Here is a 15,958-nt window from a genome sequence, read left to right as displayed (position 1 = left end):
ATGAATTCACAAGCAAACACACAGTCGGAAGAAAAGATTGGCTGGTTCAAGCAAAACTATGTGGCGCTAACCACTATTTGGATAAAAGAGTGCACTCGCTTTTTACGCATTTGGATCCAAACCTTAGTGCCGCCCGCTATTACCATGAGTTTGTATTTCGTGATTTTCGGCAGCCTCATCGGTAACCGAATAGGCGAAATGGGCGGCTTTTCTTACATGGAGTTTATTGTTCCAGGTTTGATCATGATGTCGGTTATCACCAACTCATACGCAAATGTCTCGTCGTCTTTTTTCAGTGCGAAATTTCAGCGAAATATTGAAGAGTTATTGGTTTCTCCCGTGCCCACGTCAGTGATCATTCTAGGCTTTGTTGGGGGCGGTGTAGCAAGGGCTGTGCTAATTGGCATTATTGTTACTTTGGTATCGCTGTTCTTTGTTGATGTGCAAATACATCATATCGGTATCATTATTCTTACCGTACTACTGACCTCATCATTGTTTTCAACGGCAGGGCTAATTAACGCCATTTTTGCAAAAACTTTCGATGATATTAGTGTTGTACCCACCTTCGTATTAACGCCGTTAACCTACCTTGGCGGCGTATTCTATTCACTTAGCTTATTACCAGAGTTTTGGCAGTGGGTGAGCAAGGCCAACCCTGTTGTGTATATGGTGAATGGTTTCCGCTACGGGTTCTTAGGTGTTTCAGATGTTGACGTTACCTTATCGTTAGCACTACTAGTGGGCTTTAATATTGTGCTGTTCGCTGTTGCTTATTACCTACTGAAAACAGGCAAAGGAATACGTAGCTAATGGCTAGCGGCAACTCCCGAAGCATCACAACGAATCAAGAAGGTGTGCACGAAAAGCTCGATGATTTAGTAAAGCGTTATAAGTCGTCTGAAAATCAGCGCCCCATTGGCGAGCATACGCAGCTCGCCTTCAATGAAGCAACCGAATGGCTTGACGGGTTTACCGGCGATATTATTTTAGACTCTTGCTGTGGCGTGGGTGAAAGCACAGCAAATATTGCTAAAGCGAACCCTGATTGCCGTGTTATTGGCTTAGATAAATCGGCGCAGCGGGTGGACAAACATCAGCATTATTCAGCGGGGCAAGATAATTATCGGGTTATTCGCGCCGATGTGAATGACTTTTGGCGTTTGGTTAATAGGGCAAATTGGAAGGTAAGCCAGCATTGCTTGTTCTATCCAAACCCTTATCCGAAGAAAACCCAGGTGCAAAAGCGCTGGCATGGTAGTGCTGCCATGGCCGATTTAATGGCGATCACTCCGAATATTGAAGTGCGTAGTAATTGGTTGGTTTACTTAATGGAGTTTGCTCAAGCTGCTACGCATTACGGCTTGGTGTCGAATTTAACTGAAATTACGTCTGATAATGCCATGACCCCATTTGAACGCAAATATCGCGCTAGCGGCCAACACTGCTGGTCGCTTAATTGCTATTCAGAAGAGGCCGATGGCGGGGCGTAGAATAGTTGAGAACAGCTACCCGCGGCTAGTGATGGGGGGTATTCGGTTGCGGAGGGCTAAAGACATAACCTTGCGCGTACTGAATGGGCAGTTTGTTTACACTTTCAAGCAGTAAATCTGTTTCAATATGTTCTGCTACCACGCTAATAGCGCGCGCTTGGCACAGTTCGAGCAAATTATCGACGTAATCCTGCACCGCTTCGTCTTGTTCATAGTGGCTTATCAAGCCACCGGCTAACTTAATGCCTTTAATCGGCATATTTAATATTGCATTAATGTTGCCGGGGTTTTCACCCACATTATCTAAGAAAACGCCAAGCCCTGCCTCAGCGCTTCTCTCAACAAACGCTTGCATTAACGCTGGGTGGGTTAATGCACTGGCAGCACTTATCTCAATGCTGACTCTTTCTGGGTTTGGGTAATTTGTTAAATGGGAAAGTAGCGTGTCAGCCAGGTTGTCGTTTAGTAAATCTCGCGCGCTTATATTAATACTCCAAGGTACTTGTACATGGCGAAAGTAACGGGCACTTTGGCAGAACATGGCTTCGGTAAGTGCCTTAACGTGTTGCTCCCGTTCAATTAGGTAGAGAAATTCGCTAGGCAAAAAGGTTTTGTCTTCGGCAGTAATTAAACGCGCTAAGCACTCGTAACGCCACACACGCTTCGACCTTAAATCCATGATAGGTTGAAAGTAGGGTACGATATCATTAATAGACACGGTTTTACTTACGGCTCTTATTGGCACATTACAGCCTTTATTTTTATTCGTATGTATAGGCAAAATATAGCACTACCCGTCATAATTTGAGAAGTTTAGGTTACTTCACTGTATTGATAGTGAATTATCACCACAAAATATCTTGTACTGATACACGGTCAAATCATCGGGATACGCTTGGCGAAGTGGGCAATCTGAGGTAAAGTTCGTGACCCTGAAAGTATTATGATTGCTTTCAGCGTAAGCAACGAAGTTGGGTTGTATTTTCTTGAAAAAGAGTCATTTCAAAGTGAGGTCGGTTGAGTGGGTGAAGCGCAAGTTAGTCTAGAGCACTTGTTTAGGGTCTTTACCAAGCCTGAACACAAAGACTCAAAGATGGCTCAAATTGAACAGCATTTATCTGACAATATCTTAGATTTTTTGTCGCAGCACGTTGTTACCAAAAAAACCTCGCTAGAAGAAATTGAGAAAGACTTCTCAGATTCAAAAGTACCTGAATCGCCAGAGTTTGTTTCAACCCATGCTGAAAGCTTACTCGATAAATTGGTTGCCCATTCGGTAAATACCTATTCGCCTACGTTTATCGGTCATATGACCTCCGCGCTTCCCTACTTTCATTTGCCCCTGTCTAAGTTGATGGTGGGGCTTAATCAGAACCTGGTGAAAATAGAAACCTCAAAGGCATTCACGCCACTTGAGCGTCAAGTGCTAGGTATGATGCATAACCTTGTTTATGACGAATCGAAAGACTTCTACGATAGTCACTTACACAGCGCTAAACGCTCTTTAGGCGCCTTTTGTTCTGGTGGAACTATTGCCAATATTACCGCTTTGTGGGTAGCTAGAAATAAGATGTTGGGCCCGCAAGAGGGGTTTGCCGGTGTAGCAAAAGCTGGGCTTGCTGCGGCTTATCGCTTCCACGATATTAATCATCTTGGCGTTATGTGCAGTAAGCGTGGGCACTACTCCTTATCAAAAGCGGTGGATGCGTTAGGGTTAGGTCGCGATCAATTATTATCATTACCTGCGCCGAATCAAACTCTCGACCCTGAAAAAGCACTCGCCGCAGGTAAACGTTATCAGGAAGAAGGTAACAAGTTGCTGGCCATTGTTGGCGTTGGTGGTACTACTGAAACAGGGCATGTCGACCCGCTTAACGAATTGGCTGATGTAGCCAAAGAATTAGGATGCTGGTTCCATGTGGATGCCGCCTGGGGTGGGGCAACCTTGTTCTCATCGCAATATAAACACCGCCTGAAAGGCATTGAGCGAGCTGACTCGGTCACAATTGATGCCCATAAACAAATGTATGTGCCCATGGGGGCAGGTATGGCGTTGTTCAAAAATCCTGAAGATGCCAATGCAGTGCGCCATCATGCACAATACATTCTGCGTGCAGGCTCTAAAGATTTAGGTGCGACTACGCTTGAAGGTTCGCGTAACGGCATGGCCATGATGGTATATTCTGCCATGCATATCTTTGGGCGCAGGGGCTATGAGCTGTTAATCGACAGAAGCATCGAAAAAGCAGGCACCTTTGCGGATATGATTGCAAAGCACCCTGACTTTGAACTGACTACGTCACCTACACTCTCATTGCTAACGTATCGCGTTTGTCCCGCTGGCCTGCAAGAAAAGCTTAAACATGCGGATGAGGCCACTAAAGATAAGATTAACGAGAAGCTTGATAGGCTAACTGTAATTGTACAGAAGCAGCAACGGGAGGCAGGGAAGTCTTTTGTCTCTCGTACACGCTTAGAAGCGCCAGAATACCCCACTAACTGTATTACTGTGTTCAGAGTTGTACTAGCGAACCCACTTACCAGCACACAGGATTTACGTAATATACTTAACGAGCAGCACGTCATTGCTACCGGCACTAAACTGTATAAAGAGTTGGTGAAGATAATAGTGACGATACCTGTTGCCTGATAAATCGGGCTGACTATTTAGGTTATTCGAAAGACGCATTACTAGCAGATAAAAAAAGATACAAAAAAAGCCCCCGCATGTGAATACGGGGGCTTTTTTGTGGTGGTAATTGATAATGTATGGTTTAAAGCGTGTTATCAATACCCGCGCCTTTATCTAAGCCTACAACTGGATTTGGAGGTTATCGATAAGACGGGTGTTACCCAGAAACGCCGCCACTAAAATAACTAAGTGTGCATCGGTTTCTTTCGCAGGCTTTAGACTTTGAGCATTAACAATATGCACATAGTCATTTTTAAAGCCTGAGTCGGTTAGGATGTCTGCAAGGTCTGCCGCCAATGCGACGTAATTTCTTTCACCCGCTTCTATACGGGCTTTCAGGGATGTCATTTCACTGTAAATAGTAGCCGCAGTATGACGTTGCTCATCAGTTAAATAACCGTTGCGCGAGCTTAAGGCTAGGCCAGATACATCACGTTCGGTGGGAATGCCATGAATGGTTACGCCCATAGAAAGGTCGCGCACCATGGTGCGAATAACCTGCAATTGCTGAAAGTCTTTTTCCCCGAAAAAAGCATCATGTGGGTGAACCATATTAAATAATTTGCTCACTACCGTGGCTACACCGCGAAAATGCCCGGGACGACTTGCACCACATAGAATATCCGAAATGTCGGGTACTTCTACTACCGTTTGGTGTTCAACCCCGCCTGGATACATATCGCTAACGCTGGGTAAAAATACGGCATCAACACCCGCTTCAATAAGCTTGGCTTTGTCTTCTTCAATGGTACGTGGGTATGCATCTAAATCTTCATTAGCACCAAATTGCATAGGGTTAACAAAAATACTCACTACCACTCGGGAATTATGTGCCTTGGCGCGTTTAACGAGTTTTAAGTGCCCGTTGTGCAGGTTTCCCATGGTGGGAACAAACCCAACAGTGCTACCACTGAATTTCCATTCAGTAGTTAGTTTTCGTAATGACGCAATGTCGTCAACAACCTTCATATTTAAACCTCGTTACTCAAAGCTGTGCTCAGGGGACGGGAAGGCACCACTTTGTACTTCTGCAATATACTGCTGAACCGCCTTGCGCATATCGCCCGTCTCGGCAAGGTAGTTTTTTGAAAACTTAGGCATGTAGTTGGCACTAATACCAAACATGTCATGCATTACCAGTATCTGGCCATCTGTATCATTTCCAGCGCCAATACCAATTACCGGTATAGTCAATGCTTCGCTTACGGCTTTGCCTAATGAAGACGGTACGCACTCTAGCACGAGTAGCTGAATACCTGCAGCTTCAAGTGCTTTCGCTTCTGCTAGCAGTTTTTCTGCTTTGTCGGCTTCACGGCCCTGTATTTTAAATCCACCAAAAACGTGAACCGACTGTGGCGTGAGCCCTAAATGACCACATACAGGCACGCCACGCAAATTCAAACCCTGAATGGTTTCGCATAACCAGCTACCGCCTTCCATTTTAATCATGCTTGCACCTGCTGCCATGAGCTTAGCTGCATTCGCATAAGTTTGTTCTGGTGTCGCGTAGGACATAAACGGCATGTCTGCTAAGACGAAGGCACGTTCAGTACCTTTCCTTACGCTGCGCGTATGGTATTCAATATCTTCAATGGTCACCGGTAAGGTGTCGCTTTCTCCCTGAAGCACCATACCTAGCGAATCGCCAATTAGTAAGGCATCAATACCTTGCTCATCAAACATTTTAGCAAAGCTGGCATCGTAAGCTGTTAGTGAGGTAATTTTTTCGCCGGCTTGCTTCTTCTTAAGCAAACCAGAAACAGTAATTTTCTTCATAGCAACCTTCCAGGGAAAGAATAATGGGGCGAACTATACGGATTTTGAAGCTAAATGGAAGCGCGCAGGCGTTTAAGGCCATCAAGAGAGCATTTTGCAACCCAGTGAGAGATGGGTTTTCCGTCAGGCATGACCATAGTTTGAGCTATTTCAAAGAGAGGAACTAGCACAAACTCACGTTCAGACATGCCACTATGTGGCACGGTAAGATCAGGCGTAGAAATTGTTTGGCTGCCGTAAAGTAAAATGTCCAGATCGAGCGTTCTTGCGCCCCATCGTTGCCCTTTGCGCTCTCGGCCAAAATCGTGTTCGGTGCGCTGTAATGCACTTAGCAATTTATCTGGCGCTAGCGTAGTTTCAATTAGCGATACCGCGTTAATGTAATCCGGTTGGTCTTGCGGACCCATAGGCTTACTAGAATACAGCGATGAGCACGCAAGCACGCGAGTACCTTCAAGTAAACCCAGCGCAATAAAGGCGTCTTCAACGTGTTGAACAGGGTCGCCTAGGTTGCTGCCTATACCAATATAAACGTGCTCTTTATGCATCAGTATTTCTCGATGCTGGACGGCGTTTACGCTTTCTTGGTTTGGGGCCATCACCTTCTTGGCGACGTAAGTCGTTTAACATTTTCTTTTGCTTACCAGGTTCGCCGTGCTGAAAATGTGTCCACCACTGGGCTAGCTCCAATAGGGCTCCGCCTTCAACTTGCCCGCGAACTAATAGAAAATCGTAACCGGCACGAAATTTAGGATGGGTTAACAGCTGAAAGGCACGACGGCCGAAACGCTTGGGAAGGCGTTGCTGTAAAATCCAAATGTCTCGAATGACTGTGGAGAAACGCTTAGGGATCATAATGCGCTGGGTTTGCTTTGCAATCACTTCAGTTGATGCAAGGTTGAAAGCATCATGCGCATTTAAGCCAGATTCTGCCTGCATAATTTGCGCGCGTTCTTCTAACGGGTACCAGAGTAATGCGGCATACAAAAATGCGGGTGTTACCCGTTGATCGTTATTAATTCTTTCATCGGTGTTTTGCAGTACTTTTCGTACAAACTGCATTTCACGGCTGTTTTCATCTTCGATAAACGGCGCAAGTTGCGGGAATAAAGGCGCAATTAAGCCGTATTCTCGCAGCATCATAAAGGTTTTCTCACCTTGACCAGATAAGAACAGCTTTAAGGTTTCTTCGAATAGTCGCGCGGCCGGAATATTGTTTAGCAAGCTCGCTAGCTGCTTGATTGGTGCCGCAGTGTCGTCGCTTATACGCATTGAAAGCTTAGTCGCGAAACGCACGGCGCGAAGCATTCGAACTGGATCTTCACGATAACGAACTTCAGGGTCGCCAATTAAACGTACTTCACGCTTTTCAATTGCCTCTAGACCATTCGCAAAGTCTTTTACCGTGAAATCAGCCACACTGTAGTACATGGCATTAAATGTGAAATCGCGGCGCTCGGCATCTTCTTCAATACTGCCAAAAACATTATCTCTGACCAGTTGCCCATGGGCATCTCGTTTCGACACTGCTTTGTTCTTTGGTACTTCTTTAGCCTCAGGTTCTTCGCTGTGATGGCCACGAAAAGTGGCTACTTCTATTACTTCACGGCCAAATACAATGTGAGCGAGTCTGAAACGACGGCCAATTAAACGGCAATTCCTAAATAGCCCCTTAATTTGTTCCGGTGTGGCATTGGTGGCCACATCAAAGTCCTTGGGCTCATGTCCCATCAAAATATCGCGAACACAACCTCCGACCAAATAGGACTCGAAGCCTGCTCCGTTAAGGCGATACATGACTTTCAACGCATTAGGGCTCACGTCTTCGCGAGAGATGCCGTGCTCCCCACGAGTCATAACACGAGGCTCTAGTACATTGTCAGCGGTATGTTCCTTAGTAAAGGCTCGCTTAACAGAATTGAAAACACGATGAATGATGGTGAAGTCTCCGAAGGCTATAAAGGATGGCTATAATAAGTGGATTCGTGCTCGCCCACAATAATTTCGGCTATTTTAGGTACTAATTTCCTATCCCAGCGCGATATTGCCATAGTAAGCAGTTGTGTGGCATTTTCAAATTCGTTCGCGTGATAGTCACCTTGGCCTAAAAAAGACAGGCCATTAACGATATTTTCCAGCACATTCTTGTTGTTAATGGGGGCAGCATGATTTTGTTTACTCAACTTTCGCCCTGGCGTCACAGCAGCAACCGGAATATGCCCATATTGTGGCACATTGCAGCCTAATGAACGATAAATAGCGCGTTGAAGCGGGGTGACATTTAAAAGGTCGCTGCCTCTGATAATGTCTGTTACACCCTGATATTCATCGTCTAATGCTACTACAAAGTTATAGGCGAAAAGGCCATCGCTGCGCTTAATTACAACATCTTCTGGTACTGTACTTAATGGTGTTACTTCGCTAGCGCTTATTGAGCCATCGTCGCTTCTGCTACTGCTTTTGTCTCTGTCTTGTTCCGCTTCGGCAAAGCTAGATGAAGTTAAATCAGCGGATGTTGAATGGGCTTTAGATATTGCCCCTGTTTTATCGACCCTGCCCATAATGCCGTCATTAAAGGCATCTAAGTGGCAATCAAGTTTTAATCGAACTGCTAAGCCACGGGTATTTGGCGCTGATTCGGACACTGCCTGAGCGGTTAGGCCTAGTTCTCGACAATAGTGATTGTCGTGCCCGCCATTTGCTTTTATTTGCTTGCGAGTACAGGCACAAAAGTAGGCTGAGTTGTCTGCTAGCAGGCTATCAAGTTTTGCCTGATACCTTGCATGCTGCTGTTGTTGATATAAAACGGGACCATCCCAGTGGAGGCCATGGCATTCAAGGGTATGCAAAATATCGCTATCGACACCAGGTAAACATCGCGGTGCGTCAATGTCTTCCATTCGAACTAACCATTGCCCGTTTAAATGACGTGCATCGAGGTAGCTAGCGAGCGCGGTAACTAAAGAGCCGAAATGAAGTTGCCCTGACGGCGAAGGCGCGAAGCGGCCGACATATAGAGGTGAGGAGTCGATTTTAGAAGGCATTAATAGAAATACTGTTACACACCCCTATAGTAAACACTAAGAGGCGTGTAACTTACTACGAAGGTTTATTAACCCTGTAGTTGCTTTTCTTTGATTTCTGCCATGGTCTTACAGTCGATACATAAATCGGCGGTAGGACGAGCTTCTAAGCGACGAATACCGATTTCAATGCCACATTGGTCACAAAAACCAAAGTCATCTTCTTCAATACGCTTAAGCGTCTTCTCAATCTTCTTGATCAATTTACGTTCGCGGTCGCGAGTTCGTAATTCAAGACTGAACTCTTCTTCTTGCGCAGCGCGGTCTACCGGGTCTGGAAAGTTTGCTGCTTCGTCTTTCATGTGCGTAACGGTGCGGTCAACTTCTTCACGAAGTTGGTTGCGCCATGCTTTAAGCAGTAAACGGAAGTGCTCCATTTGCGGCTCGCCCATGTACTCTTCGTCAGCGGTAGCCTGGTACGGCTGCAATCCTGCTAGTGCTAATAGCCCTAGGGATTTTGTCTCTTTTCCTGTTGGCATCTGCCACATCTCCTACACTACGACATCCATCTTGTCCTGAATGAATCGATTAACTAAATCAAAGCCGTTCATTACAAGCAATTGCTCGTGTCTATGTAATTATTATGCTGATGATATTGATTATAAGTCAGCACTGTTACTAGTTTACGTATTTCACGTTCTTCCAGTAAAACAAGGCGCAAATATGAAGGCGAAATGAAAAAAATCAACCTATTTTTCACACGTTTACTGGTAGTGTTTGATTTATAACTATTTTTTGTTCATCAATTGAACAGCTTGCTGCGAGGAACTTAACTCCTGATGCGACCGCGGTATTTACGGCGTCGGCGTAAACAGGATCAATATCTCGCGCTACTTGTACAGAATGCACTCCCGTATGCTGAACACAAAATAATAAGCAGGTACTTATACCTTGTTGAGAGAGTTCTGCAAGTTCTAAACAATGTTTTGCACCTCTGGCGGTTACCGCATCAGGAAAATATCCTTGGTTTCCCCGCGCCAGAGTGACAGATTTCACTTCAACATACTCAAGAGCGTCATCTTGACCGCAGGCAAAGTCGAAACGACTATTACCGCCAGGCGGTGTTACTTCAGCTTTCCAATGATTAATATCAGAAAATGCAGACAAGACCTTGTTATTTAGTGCCTCTGCCACCAATTTATTAGCATTGTGAGTATTAATGCCAATGAAATCGCCTTCGAAGGTTTGGGCAAGCTCCCAAGTATATTTTAACTTTCGCTTAGGATTGTCTGACTCGCTCAAATAGACGGTGTAGCCGGGTTCGGCGCATCCTGTCATCGCCCCCGTATTAGGGCAATGTGCAGTCACTATTGAGCCGTCTTCAAGTTCTACGTCGGCAAGAAACCGTTTATAGCGTTTAATTAAGGTGCCACGTAGTAGTGATGGCGAAAAAAACATAACAATTGGCCTATAACGACATGAATTTACATGCATTGCGTTGCTAGAACTAAACATCTACCCCAGCAATGAAACGCAAAAATATATAAGGATTAAAACGTAATGGCAGAATTTACCGTAAGCTTATCCTCAGATAAAGCCAATAGTGCGTGGGGAGAAAATACTAAGCTCTCTTTTGCTGAAAATGGTGCAGTGATCCATCTATCTGATGGTGATAGCAGCCAGGCTGGAAAGAATGAACGTACCATTCAGCAAGTGGCGCGTAAGCTTGATGGGTTAAATATTCCCGAAGTGGCCTTAACAGGCGAGTGGACCAAAGAGCAACAATGGGCTTTCGCGTTAAGTTTTACCCGAGCGCGCAATCCTTCAACTATCAAATGGGCAGACAACGACGACAAGCAGTGGCTAGAGCAAAACTACGCTGCTTTACTATTTACTCGTCAGTTAGTGAACGATACGCCTGAAGATTTAAGCCCTGAAACCCTAGCTCAGCGTGCAGCAGTTTGGTTGTCTGAATTAGGTAAAGAGCATGTGTCTTATACCATGACAGTGGGTGAAGAATTAAAAGATGCTGGTTGGACAGGTATTTATAACGTGGGCAGAGGCAGTGAACGCCCGCCTGTGATGTTAGAGCTAGACTACAACCCAACGGGTGATCCTGATGCCCCTGTTGAAGCGGTTCTGGTTGGAAAAGGTATAACCTTCGACAGTGGTGGTTACAGCATTAAATCAAGTGAAGGTATGCTTGATATGAAATGCGATATGGGCGGCGCCGCTACCGTAACCGGTGCACTAGGCTTGGCCATTAGCCAAGGCATTAGTAAGCGTTTAAAGCTCATTTTATGCTGTGCAGAAAACCTAATTAGTGGGCATGCTTATAAATTGGGTGATGTACTTACCTATAAAAATGGTGTGACTGTTGAAGTCGTTAATACCGATGCGGAAGGACGTTTGGTATTGGCTGATGGGTTAATGGCAGCAACCGAAACGGGCGCGCCATTAATTATTGATGCAGCCACATTAACCGGGGCAGCAGTGGTGGCGCTAGGTTCTGATTACCACGCAGTATTTTCAATGGATGACCATGCCCGTTCGCAAATGCTAGCGGCGGCGACTGCTGAAAACGAACGTTTTTGGCCTCTACCGATTGAATCGTTTCATGCCGATCGTTGCCCATCTGCCTTTGCAGATACCGCAAACAGCCGACCAATGAAAGGCGGCGGTGGCGGCGGTGCCTCTAATGCGGCAGGCTTTTTATCACGGTTTGTAAACCCCGAAGGAAAAGGTTGGGTGCACTTAGATTTAGCGGCGGCTTATCATGGCGGCGCAACAGCAGAAATGCCAGTAGGTGCAACAGCCAAAGGAATTCGAAGCATTGCAAGAATGCTTCAAGACTTTAAATAAGTCGTAAACGGATGTCGCCACCCTAAGGTGGCGACATCACTTAATTCAGTTTATCTGTTCAGATAAATATTTGCGGGCAGTTAAATACCGCCTAAGCGCTCAGCAAGCACTTTGTAGCGCTCTACATCTGCGCTATCAAACAAGGCATTACCGTCAGTGTCTTTTTCTTTTGCCACCAATAGGCTTTCTCTTTCTAAGCGTTCTACTCTTACTTCCTGAACACCTAAATAGGCCGCTACTTCTTTTACAGTCATCAAACTCATTCTGCTGGTTCCCAACGTTATTTTTTAAATTTACTCTCGTTGTAAGCGCCGCTACCGCTGCGATACCTCGGTGCGCTCAATTATTGATGTACATAGTAATAATAAAATGACTCAATACAGAATTATGAGAATAGCTCAATTTTAAAGCTTTGCACTAGATGTATTTTTGTCCGTAACGTTTTCAAAGCGTTATAGTTAATATTTAAGCCTAAAATTGACAAATTACGAATGCTTTTTTGTACAATGCAGAAAATGATAGATATAAAAAGTATTCTTGCAGTCGGTGATACCCAGCAAGTTATTGGAGAATAAGAAAAAATGGATACTTGGTCAGCAGCCGTCATGTTATTCTTGATCATGGATCCTCTTGGCAATTTGCCTGTGTTCATGTCGGTTTTAAAGTTAATAGAGCCCCGAAGACGGCAAATGATTCTTATCAGAGAGTTACTGTTTGCTTTAGGAATTTTATTTTTATTCCTATTTAGTGGCCAGTCGGTATTAAATTTCCTCAATGTTGAACAAGAAACGGTTAGCATTGCTGGTGGTATTATCTTATTTTTGATTGCGCTTAAAATGATTTTTCCGTCAGCGGGTAACCCTAGCGGGCTCGCCGTTGGCGAAGAGCCGTTCTTGGTGCCGCTGGCTATTCCAATGATTGCAGGGCCCTCAACATTAGCGGCTCTCATTCTTCTGGCAAACCAAAACCCAGATCGTATGTCTGACTGGGCACTTGCGCTTGGCGCCGCATGGTTAATAAGTGCAGTAATTTTGATGTTTTCAAATGTGTTTCATAAGCTATTAGGCGAACGTGGTCTTATTGCTATGGAACGATTAATGGGGATGATCCTCGTCATGATAGCCATTCAAATGCTTCTTGATGGTGCTACTCAATACTTTATGCATGCCACCGGAGCTAATTAATGGCAAAGCAAAAACTTAATACATTTGGGCGTGTGCGCATGCTTGAAGGATACAAAGCAGTTGCGTTTAGCGCAGCCTTGCTTGAACGAATGATCCCTAATTACGAGCTGTTCTGTGACGTTACCGAATTTGGTGATAAAGAAGGTATTCGTAATTGTCTCAATCTTGTATGGGAGTCGGTTAAAGCACCTAAAAGTAAGTTCAATCTTGCAGTACAACTTGAAAAAGTGGAAGTGGCGACGCCCGATACTAGCGATTTTGATACCTATGGCGTGTATCCCGCGATTGATGCCGCAATTGGGTTGGCCGCTGTGCTTAATCTTATTGCCGGCGACGACCCACAAGGTGCGGTAGTTGTTAGTAAGCTTTCTCAAGGTAGCGTAGAAGCTTACTTGTTAGAAAGCGGCGAAGCCGATGATGAAACCGTAAAAGAGCACCCACTTATGGTGTTTGAAGTAGAAGTGCAAGAAGCATTGCTTGACTGTGTTGAAGCTGGAAAGTCACCTGCTAGCACGGCTGATGCGCTAAAAGCGATTGCGTTAGAAGAAGGTATTTCGAATATCGGTCTCGATTTGGCTTAATGTTCTCGTAGTAAGGGCTTAACGCGTTTATCGTGAGACAATGCAGTTTTATCACACAGCCTTTATCAAATAATAGCAAAGCGCCGATGTGCGCTTTTCTTTTATAATTTGCCAGTGGTCCGGCAGGGAAATAGGCGCGAGGTTCGCTTCGTGCTCTACGTATAACACACCGTCGTTTGACAATAAGTTATTAGTGGCAATAGCCGATAACGTTGGTGCTACCAACCCTTTGTGAAAAGGCGGATCGACAAACATTATATCGAAGCTTTTACCTGAAAAGGTAGGGAGTATTGCTAAGGCATCGCCCTGATGGACGCTAGCAGTTTGTGCATTATTAGCCGTCAATAACGCCAAATTCTTTTTTAACTGTGCACTTGCCGATTTATCTAATTCAATAAAATCACAAGAAAGGGCATAGCGTGACAGCGCTTCTAATCCCAAGCCCCCCGAGCCTGCAAATACATCTAAGCACTTTGCTTCATTCAAATAAGGCATAAGCCAATTGAATAAGGTTTCTTTATTTCGGTCGGTGGTGGGGCGTAAACCTTCTGCGTCGAGAACCGGTAGCTTTCTTCCCCGCCATTGACCGCTGATAATGCGAATATGTCCGCCTTTCGCTTTTGCGTGGGTAGAATAGGATTTTTTTGCAGTTGAAGATGCCCTGAGTGGGCGAGAAACTCGCTTCATAGTCGCTGACAATGGTATCATGGGGTTATTCAATATTCGGCAAGTGTAGCCGAAATTGCCCAGTATTTATAAGGATTTGTCTTAACAATGTCGAAACTTTTTGGCTGGTTCGGTAAGAACAAAAAAGCAAATAAGCAAAAAGCACAGGAAAACCAAGATCAAAAGTCAGTTGATCAAAACGCAGTTTTACCTGATGAATCACAAACTTCAGACGCCGAGCAGCCACCTAGCACTGCCGCGCCAGTGGTCAAAGACACTGCCGCGCCAGTGGTCAAAGACACTGCCGGTAGTGACCTATCGGAAGATGCCAATAGCGCTTCAATAGACCCTGCCCAGAGCGATTTAGCTGAAAGCGCAGCACCAGTAGCAAATGAGCCGGTGTCAGTACCTGTCGAGAAAGAAGACGCTGCGCCAGTGGGCGTGGTTCCTGACAAGTTAGATGCAGTTGAAATAGCCGATGAAGCTAGTTCGCCAGCGTCAGTAAATGATGGTGAAAATGCCGAGAAATCGCTTGAAACGCCATTTCAAGAACTTGAATCAAAGCAAGAAAGTGAAGCGCCTGCTGTTGAATTTCCAATTCAAACAGCTAGCGTTTTAGAAGCAGAAGCAGAAGCAGAAGCAGAAGCAGAAGCAGCCGACATTGCTAACGAGCCCGTTGTGGAAACTGCACCTGTAGTTGAGGCAGCACCAGCTCCAAAAGAGAAAAAATCACTATTCTCGCGCCTTAAAGAAAGCTTGTCTCGCACTAAAGCAAACTTAGGTAGCGGCCTAGTTAGCCTTTTCAAAGGCAAGGCAATTGATGATGAATTATACGAAGATTTAGAAACCCAATTATTGGTTGCTGATGTGGGAATGGATACCACGCAAAAAATCATTACCCACTTAACGGATAGTGCAAGCCGTAAAGATCTTAAAGACGCAGAAGCCTTGCTTGATATCCTGAAACAGCAAATGGCGGGCATGCTCTCGAAGGTTAACGAACCGCTGAGCGATGCCATTAACGCCCACAATAGCGATGAAGGCCCCTTCGTTATTCTCATGGTTGGTGTAAATGGGGTAGGTAAAACTACCACCATCGGTAAATTAGCTAAGCAGTTCCAGCAGCAGGGCAAAAAAGTAATGCTGGCAGCGGGTGATACCTTTAGGGCTGCTGCTGTAGAGCAATTGCAGGTATGGGGTGAGCGAAACAGTATTCCAGTTATTGCACAGCATACGGGCGCAGATAGTGCGTCAGTACTTTACGATGCGCTAGAAGCTGCAAAATCCCGCAAAACAGATATTCTTATCGCCGATACCGCAGGTCGCTTGCAGAACAAAGACAACTTGATGGAAGAGCTTAAGAAAGTGGTTCGCGTAATGAAAAAGCTGAACCCTAATGCCCCTCACGAAGTCATGCTTACCCTTGATGCGGGTACAGGGCAAAATGCTATTAGCCAAGCGAAGTTATTCAATCAAGCGGTTGGCTTAACTGGTATTACCCTTACCAAACTAGACGGTACCGCAAAAGGTGGTGTTATCTTCTCAATTGCGGATAAATTTGGTATACCTATCAGATATATAGGGGTTGGTGAAGGTATTGATGACTTACGCCAGTTCGACGGTCAAGAATTTATTGATGCGCTATTTAGCGAAATTGATAGCGGCGAGTAGACAGCATTAA

General features: G+C 45.1%; 17 protein-coding genes. 7 read left to right on the top strand and 10 right to left on the bottom strand.

The genetic code is table 11. From position 1 onward, the window contains the following. Positions 1–813, top strand: a complete 813-nt coding sequence (locus J5X92_RS17725) for an ABC transporter permease (RefSeq protein WP_126871723.1) — start codon at positions 1–3, stop codon at positions 811–813. After that, positions 813–1,493 (top strand): methyltransferase domain-containing protein, encoded by a 681-nt coding sequence (locus J5X92_RS17720; protein ID WP_126871724.1) that lies wholly within the window; start codon positions 813–815, stop codon positions 1,491–1,493. Before J5X92_RS17725 ends, J5X92_RS17720 begins: the two co-directional genes overlap by 1 nt. A 25-nt stretch (positions 1,494–1,518) precedes the next feature. Here J5X92_RS17720 and J5X92_RS17715 read toward each other — a convergent pair whose 3' ends face one another. Beyond that, entirely contained in the window at positions 1,519–2,238 is a 720-nt protein-coding gene (locus tag J5X92_RS17715) for an EAL domain-containing protein (RefSeq protein ID WP_126871725.1), read from the bottom strand. A 276-nt stretch (positions 2,239–2,514) separates the two neighbouring features. Between J5X92_RS17715 and panP the strand changes: the two genes are divergently transcribed. Then, entirely contained in the window at positions 2,515–4,143 is a 1,629-nt protein-coding gene (gene panP, locus J5X92_RS17710; RefSeq protein ID WP_208806217.1) for a pyridoxal-dependent aspartate 1-decarboxylase PanP, read from the top strand. 162 nt (positions 4,144–4,305) lie between these two features. Here panP and panC read toward each other — a convergent pair whose 3' ends face one another. The 7 genes from panC to sfsA form a co-directional block, all read right to left on the bottom strand. Beyond that, positions 4,306–5,154 (bottom strand): pantoate--beta-alanine ligase, encoded by an 849-nt coding sequence (gene panC / locus J5X92_RS17705; RefSeq protein ID WP_208806216.1) that lies wholly within the window; start codon positions 5,152–5,154, stop codon positions 4,306–4,308. A 12-nt stretch (positions 5,155–5,166) separates the two neighbouring features. After that, positions 5,167–5,961 carry a 3-methyl-2-oxobutanoate hydroxymethyltransferase gene (gene panB, locus J5X92_RS17700; RefSeq protein WP_013786303.1) on the bottom strand — a complete coding sequence of 265 codons (795 nt, stop codon included), beginning with the start codon at positions 5,959–5,961 and terminating at the stop codon, positions 5,167–5,169. Positions 5,962–6,011: 50 nt separating this feature from the next. Beyond that, entirely contained in the window at positions 6,012–6,509 is a 498-nt protein-coding gene (folK, locus tag J5X92_RS17695) for a 2-amino-4-hydroxy-6-hydroxymethyldihydropteridine diphosphokinase (protein WP_208806215.1), read from the bottom strand. After that, a complete protein-coding gene (gene pcnB / locus J5X92_RS17690; RefSeq protein WP_208806214.1) occupies positions 6,502–7,818 on the bottom strand; it encodes a polynucleotide adenylyltransferase PcnB in 1,317 nt (438 codons plus the stop codon). Before pcnB ends, folK begins: the two co-directional genes overlap by 8 nt. A 98-nt stretch (positions 7,819–7,916) precedes the next feature. Beyond that, on the bottom strand, positions 7,917–9,005 hold the full coding sequence (gluQRS, locus tag J5X92_RS17685) for a tRNA glutamyl-Q(34) synthetase GluQRS (RefSeq protein ID WP_208806213.1): 1,089 nt from the start codon (positions 9,003–9,005) through the stop codon (positions 7,917–7,919). Positions 9,006–9,073: 68 nt separating this feature from the next. Continuing rightward, positions 9,074–9,523 carry an RNA polymerase-binding protein DksA gene (dksA, locus tag J5X92_RS17680; RefSeq protein WP_013786299.1) on the bottom strand — a complete coding sequence of 150 codons (450 nt, stop codon included), beginning with the start codon at positions 9,521–9,523 and terminating at the stop codon, positions 9,074–9,076. A 217-nt stretch (positions 9,524–9,740) separates the two neighbouring features. Next, positions 9,741–10,442 (bottom strand): DNA/RNA nuclease SfsA, encoded by a 702-nt coding sequence (gene sfsA, locus J5X92_RS17675; protein WP_013786298.1) that lies wholly within the window; start codon positions 10,440–10,442, stop codon positions 9,741–9,743. A gap of 102 nt (positions 10,443–10,544) precedes the next feature. On the opposite strand from sfsA, the gene pepB reads away from it, so the two are divergent. Beyond that, positions 10,545–11,846, top strand: coding sequence for an aminopeptidase PepB (gene pepB / locus J5X92_RS17670; RefSeq protein ID WP_126871729.1), 1,302 nt, complete (start codon positions 10,545–10,547; stop codon positions 11,844–11,846). Positions 11,847–11,926: 80 nt separating this feature from the next. Here the strand turns inward: pepB and J5X92_RS17665 are convergent, their stop codons facing one another. After that, on the bottom strand, positions 11,927–12,109 hold the full coding sequence (locus J5X92_RS17665) for a MerR family transcriptional regulator (RefSeq protein WP_013786295.1): 183 nt from the start codon (positions 12,107–12,109) through the stop codon (positions 11,927–11,929). Positions 12,110–12,427: 318 nt separating this feature from the next. On the opposite strand from J5X92_RS17665, the gene J5X92_RS17660 reads away from it, so the two are divergent. Together J5X92_RS17660 and J5X92_RS17655 are read left to right on the top strand one after the other, a co-directional pair. Next, a complete protein-coding gene (locus J5X92_RS17660) occupies positions 12,428–13,030 on the top strand; it encodes a YhgN family NAAT transporter (RefSeq protein ID WP_126871730.1) in 603 nt (200 codons plus the stop codon). Continuing rightward, entirely contained in the window at positions 13,030–13,611 is a 582-nt protein-coding gene (locus J5X92_RS17655) for a YjaG family protein (RefSeq protein WP_013786293.1), read from the top strand. Before J5X92_RS17660 ends, J5X92_RS17655 begins: the two co-directional genes overlap by 1 nt. Before the next feature lie 51 nt (positions 13,612–13,662). Here the strand turns inward: J5X92_RS17655 and rsmD are convergent, their stop codons facing one another. Then, complete coding sequence (rsmD, locus tag J5X92_RS17650; RefSeq protein WP_013786292.1) at positions 13,663–14,319, bottom strand: 16S rRNA (guanine(966)-N(2))-methyltransferase RsmD; 657 nt, start codon at positions 14,317–14,319, stop codon at positions 13,663–13,665. Positions 14,320–14,385: 66 nt separating this feature from the next. On the opposite strand from rsmD, the gene ftsY reads away from it, so the two are divergent. Then, entirely contained in the window at positions 14,386–15,948 is a 1,563-nt protein-coding gene (ftsY, locus tag J5X92_RS17645; protein WP_208806212.1) for a signal recognition particle-docking protein FtsY, read from the top strand. Positions 15,949–15,958 lie beyond the last annotated feature (10 nt).

The organism is Alteromonas sp. K632G (assembly GCF_017653625.1).
Lineage (GTDB): Bacteria > Pseudomonadota > Gammaproteobacteria > Enterobacterales > Alteromonadaceae > Alteromonas > Alteromonas naphthalenivorans.
Note: the sequence above shows the minus strand (reverse complement) of the source record. Positions and strands in the feature narration are given on the sequence as shown.

Coding starts and splice junctions, on each gene's coding strand:
- dksA (WP_013786299.1), bottom strand. CDS start 9,523: ATGCCAACAGGAAAAGAGACAAAATCCCTAGGGCTATTAGCACTAGCA.
- pepB (WP_126871729.1), top strand. CDS start 10,545: ATGGCAGAATTTACCGTAAGCTTATCCTCAGATAAAGCCAATAGTGCG.
- J5X92_RS17725 (WP_126871723.1), top strand. CDS start 1: ATGAATTCACAAGCAAACACACAGTCGGAAGAAAAGATTGGCTGGTTC.
- J5X92_RS17660 (WP_126871730.1), top strand. CDS start 12,428: ATGGATACTTGGTCAGCAGCCGTCATGTTATTCTTGATCATGGATCCT.
- gluQRS (WP_208806213.1), bottom strand. CDS start 9,005: ATGCCTTCTAAAATCGACTCCTCACCTCTATATGTCGGCCGCTTCGCG.
- folK (WP_208806215.1), bottom strand. CDS start 6,509: ATGCATAAAGAGCACGTTTATATTGGTATAGGCAGCAACCTAGGCGAC.
- J5X92_RS17655 (WP_013786293.1), top strand. CDS start 13,030: ATGGCAAAGCAAAAACTTAATACATTTGGGCGTGTGCGCATGCTTGAA.
- pcnB (WP_208806214.1), bottom strand. CDS start 7,818: ATGACTCGTGGGGAGCACGGCATCTCTCGCGAAGACGTGAGCCCTAAT.
- J5X92_RS17665 (WP_013786295.1), bottom strand. CDS start 12,109: ATGAGTTTGATGACTGTAAAAGAAGTAGCGGCCTATTTAGGTGTTCAG.
- panC (WP_208806216.1), bottom strand. CDS start 5,154: ATGAAGGTTGTTGACGACATTGCGTCATTACGAAAACTAACTACTGAA.
- ftsY (WP_208806212.1), top strand. CDS start 14,386: ATGTCGAAACTTTTTGGCTGGTTCGGTAAGAACAAAAAAGCAAATAAG.
- panB (WP_013786303.1), bottom strand. CDS start 5,961: ATGAAGAAAATTACTGTTTCTGGTTTGCTTAAGAAGAAGCAAGCCGGC.
- sfsA (WP_013786298.1), bottom strand. CDS start 10,442: ATGTTTTTTTCGCCATCACTACTACGTGGCACCTTAATTAAACGCTAT.
- rsmD (WP_013786292.1), bottom strand. CDS start 14,319: ATGATACCATTGTCAGCGACTATGAAGCGAGTTTCTCGCCCACTCAGG.
- J5X92_RS17720 (WP_126871724.1), top strand. CDS start 813: ATGGCTAGCGGCAACTCCCGAAGCATCACAACGAATCAAGAAGGTGTG.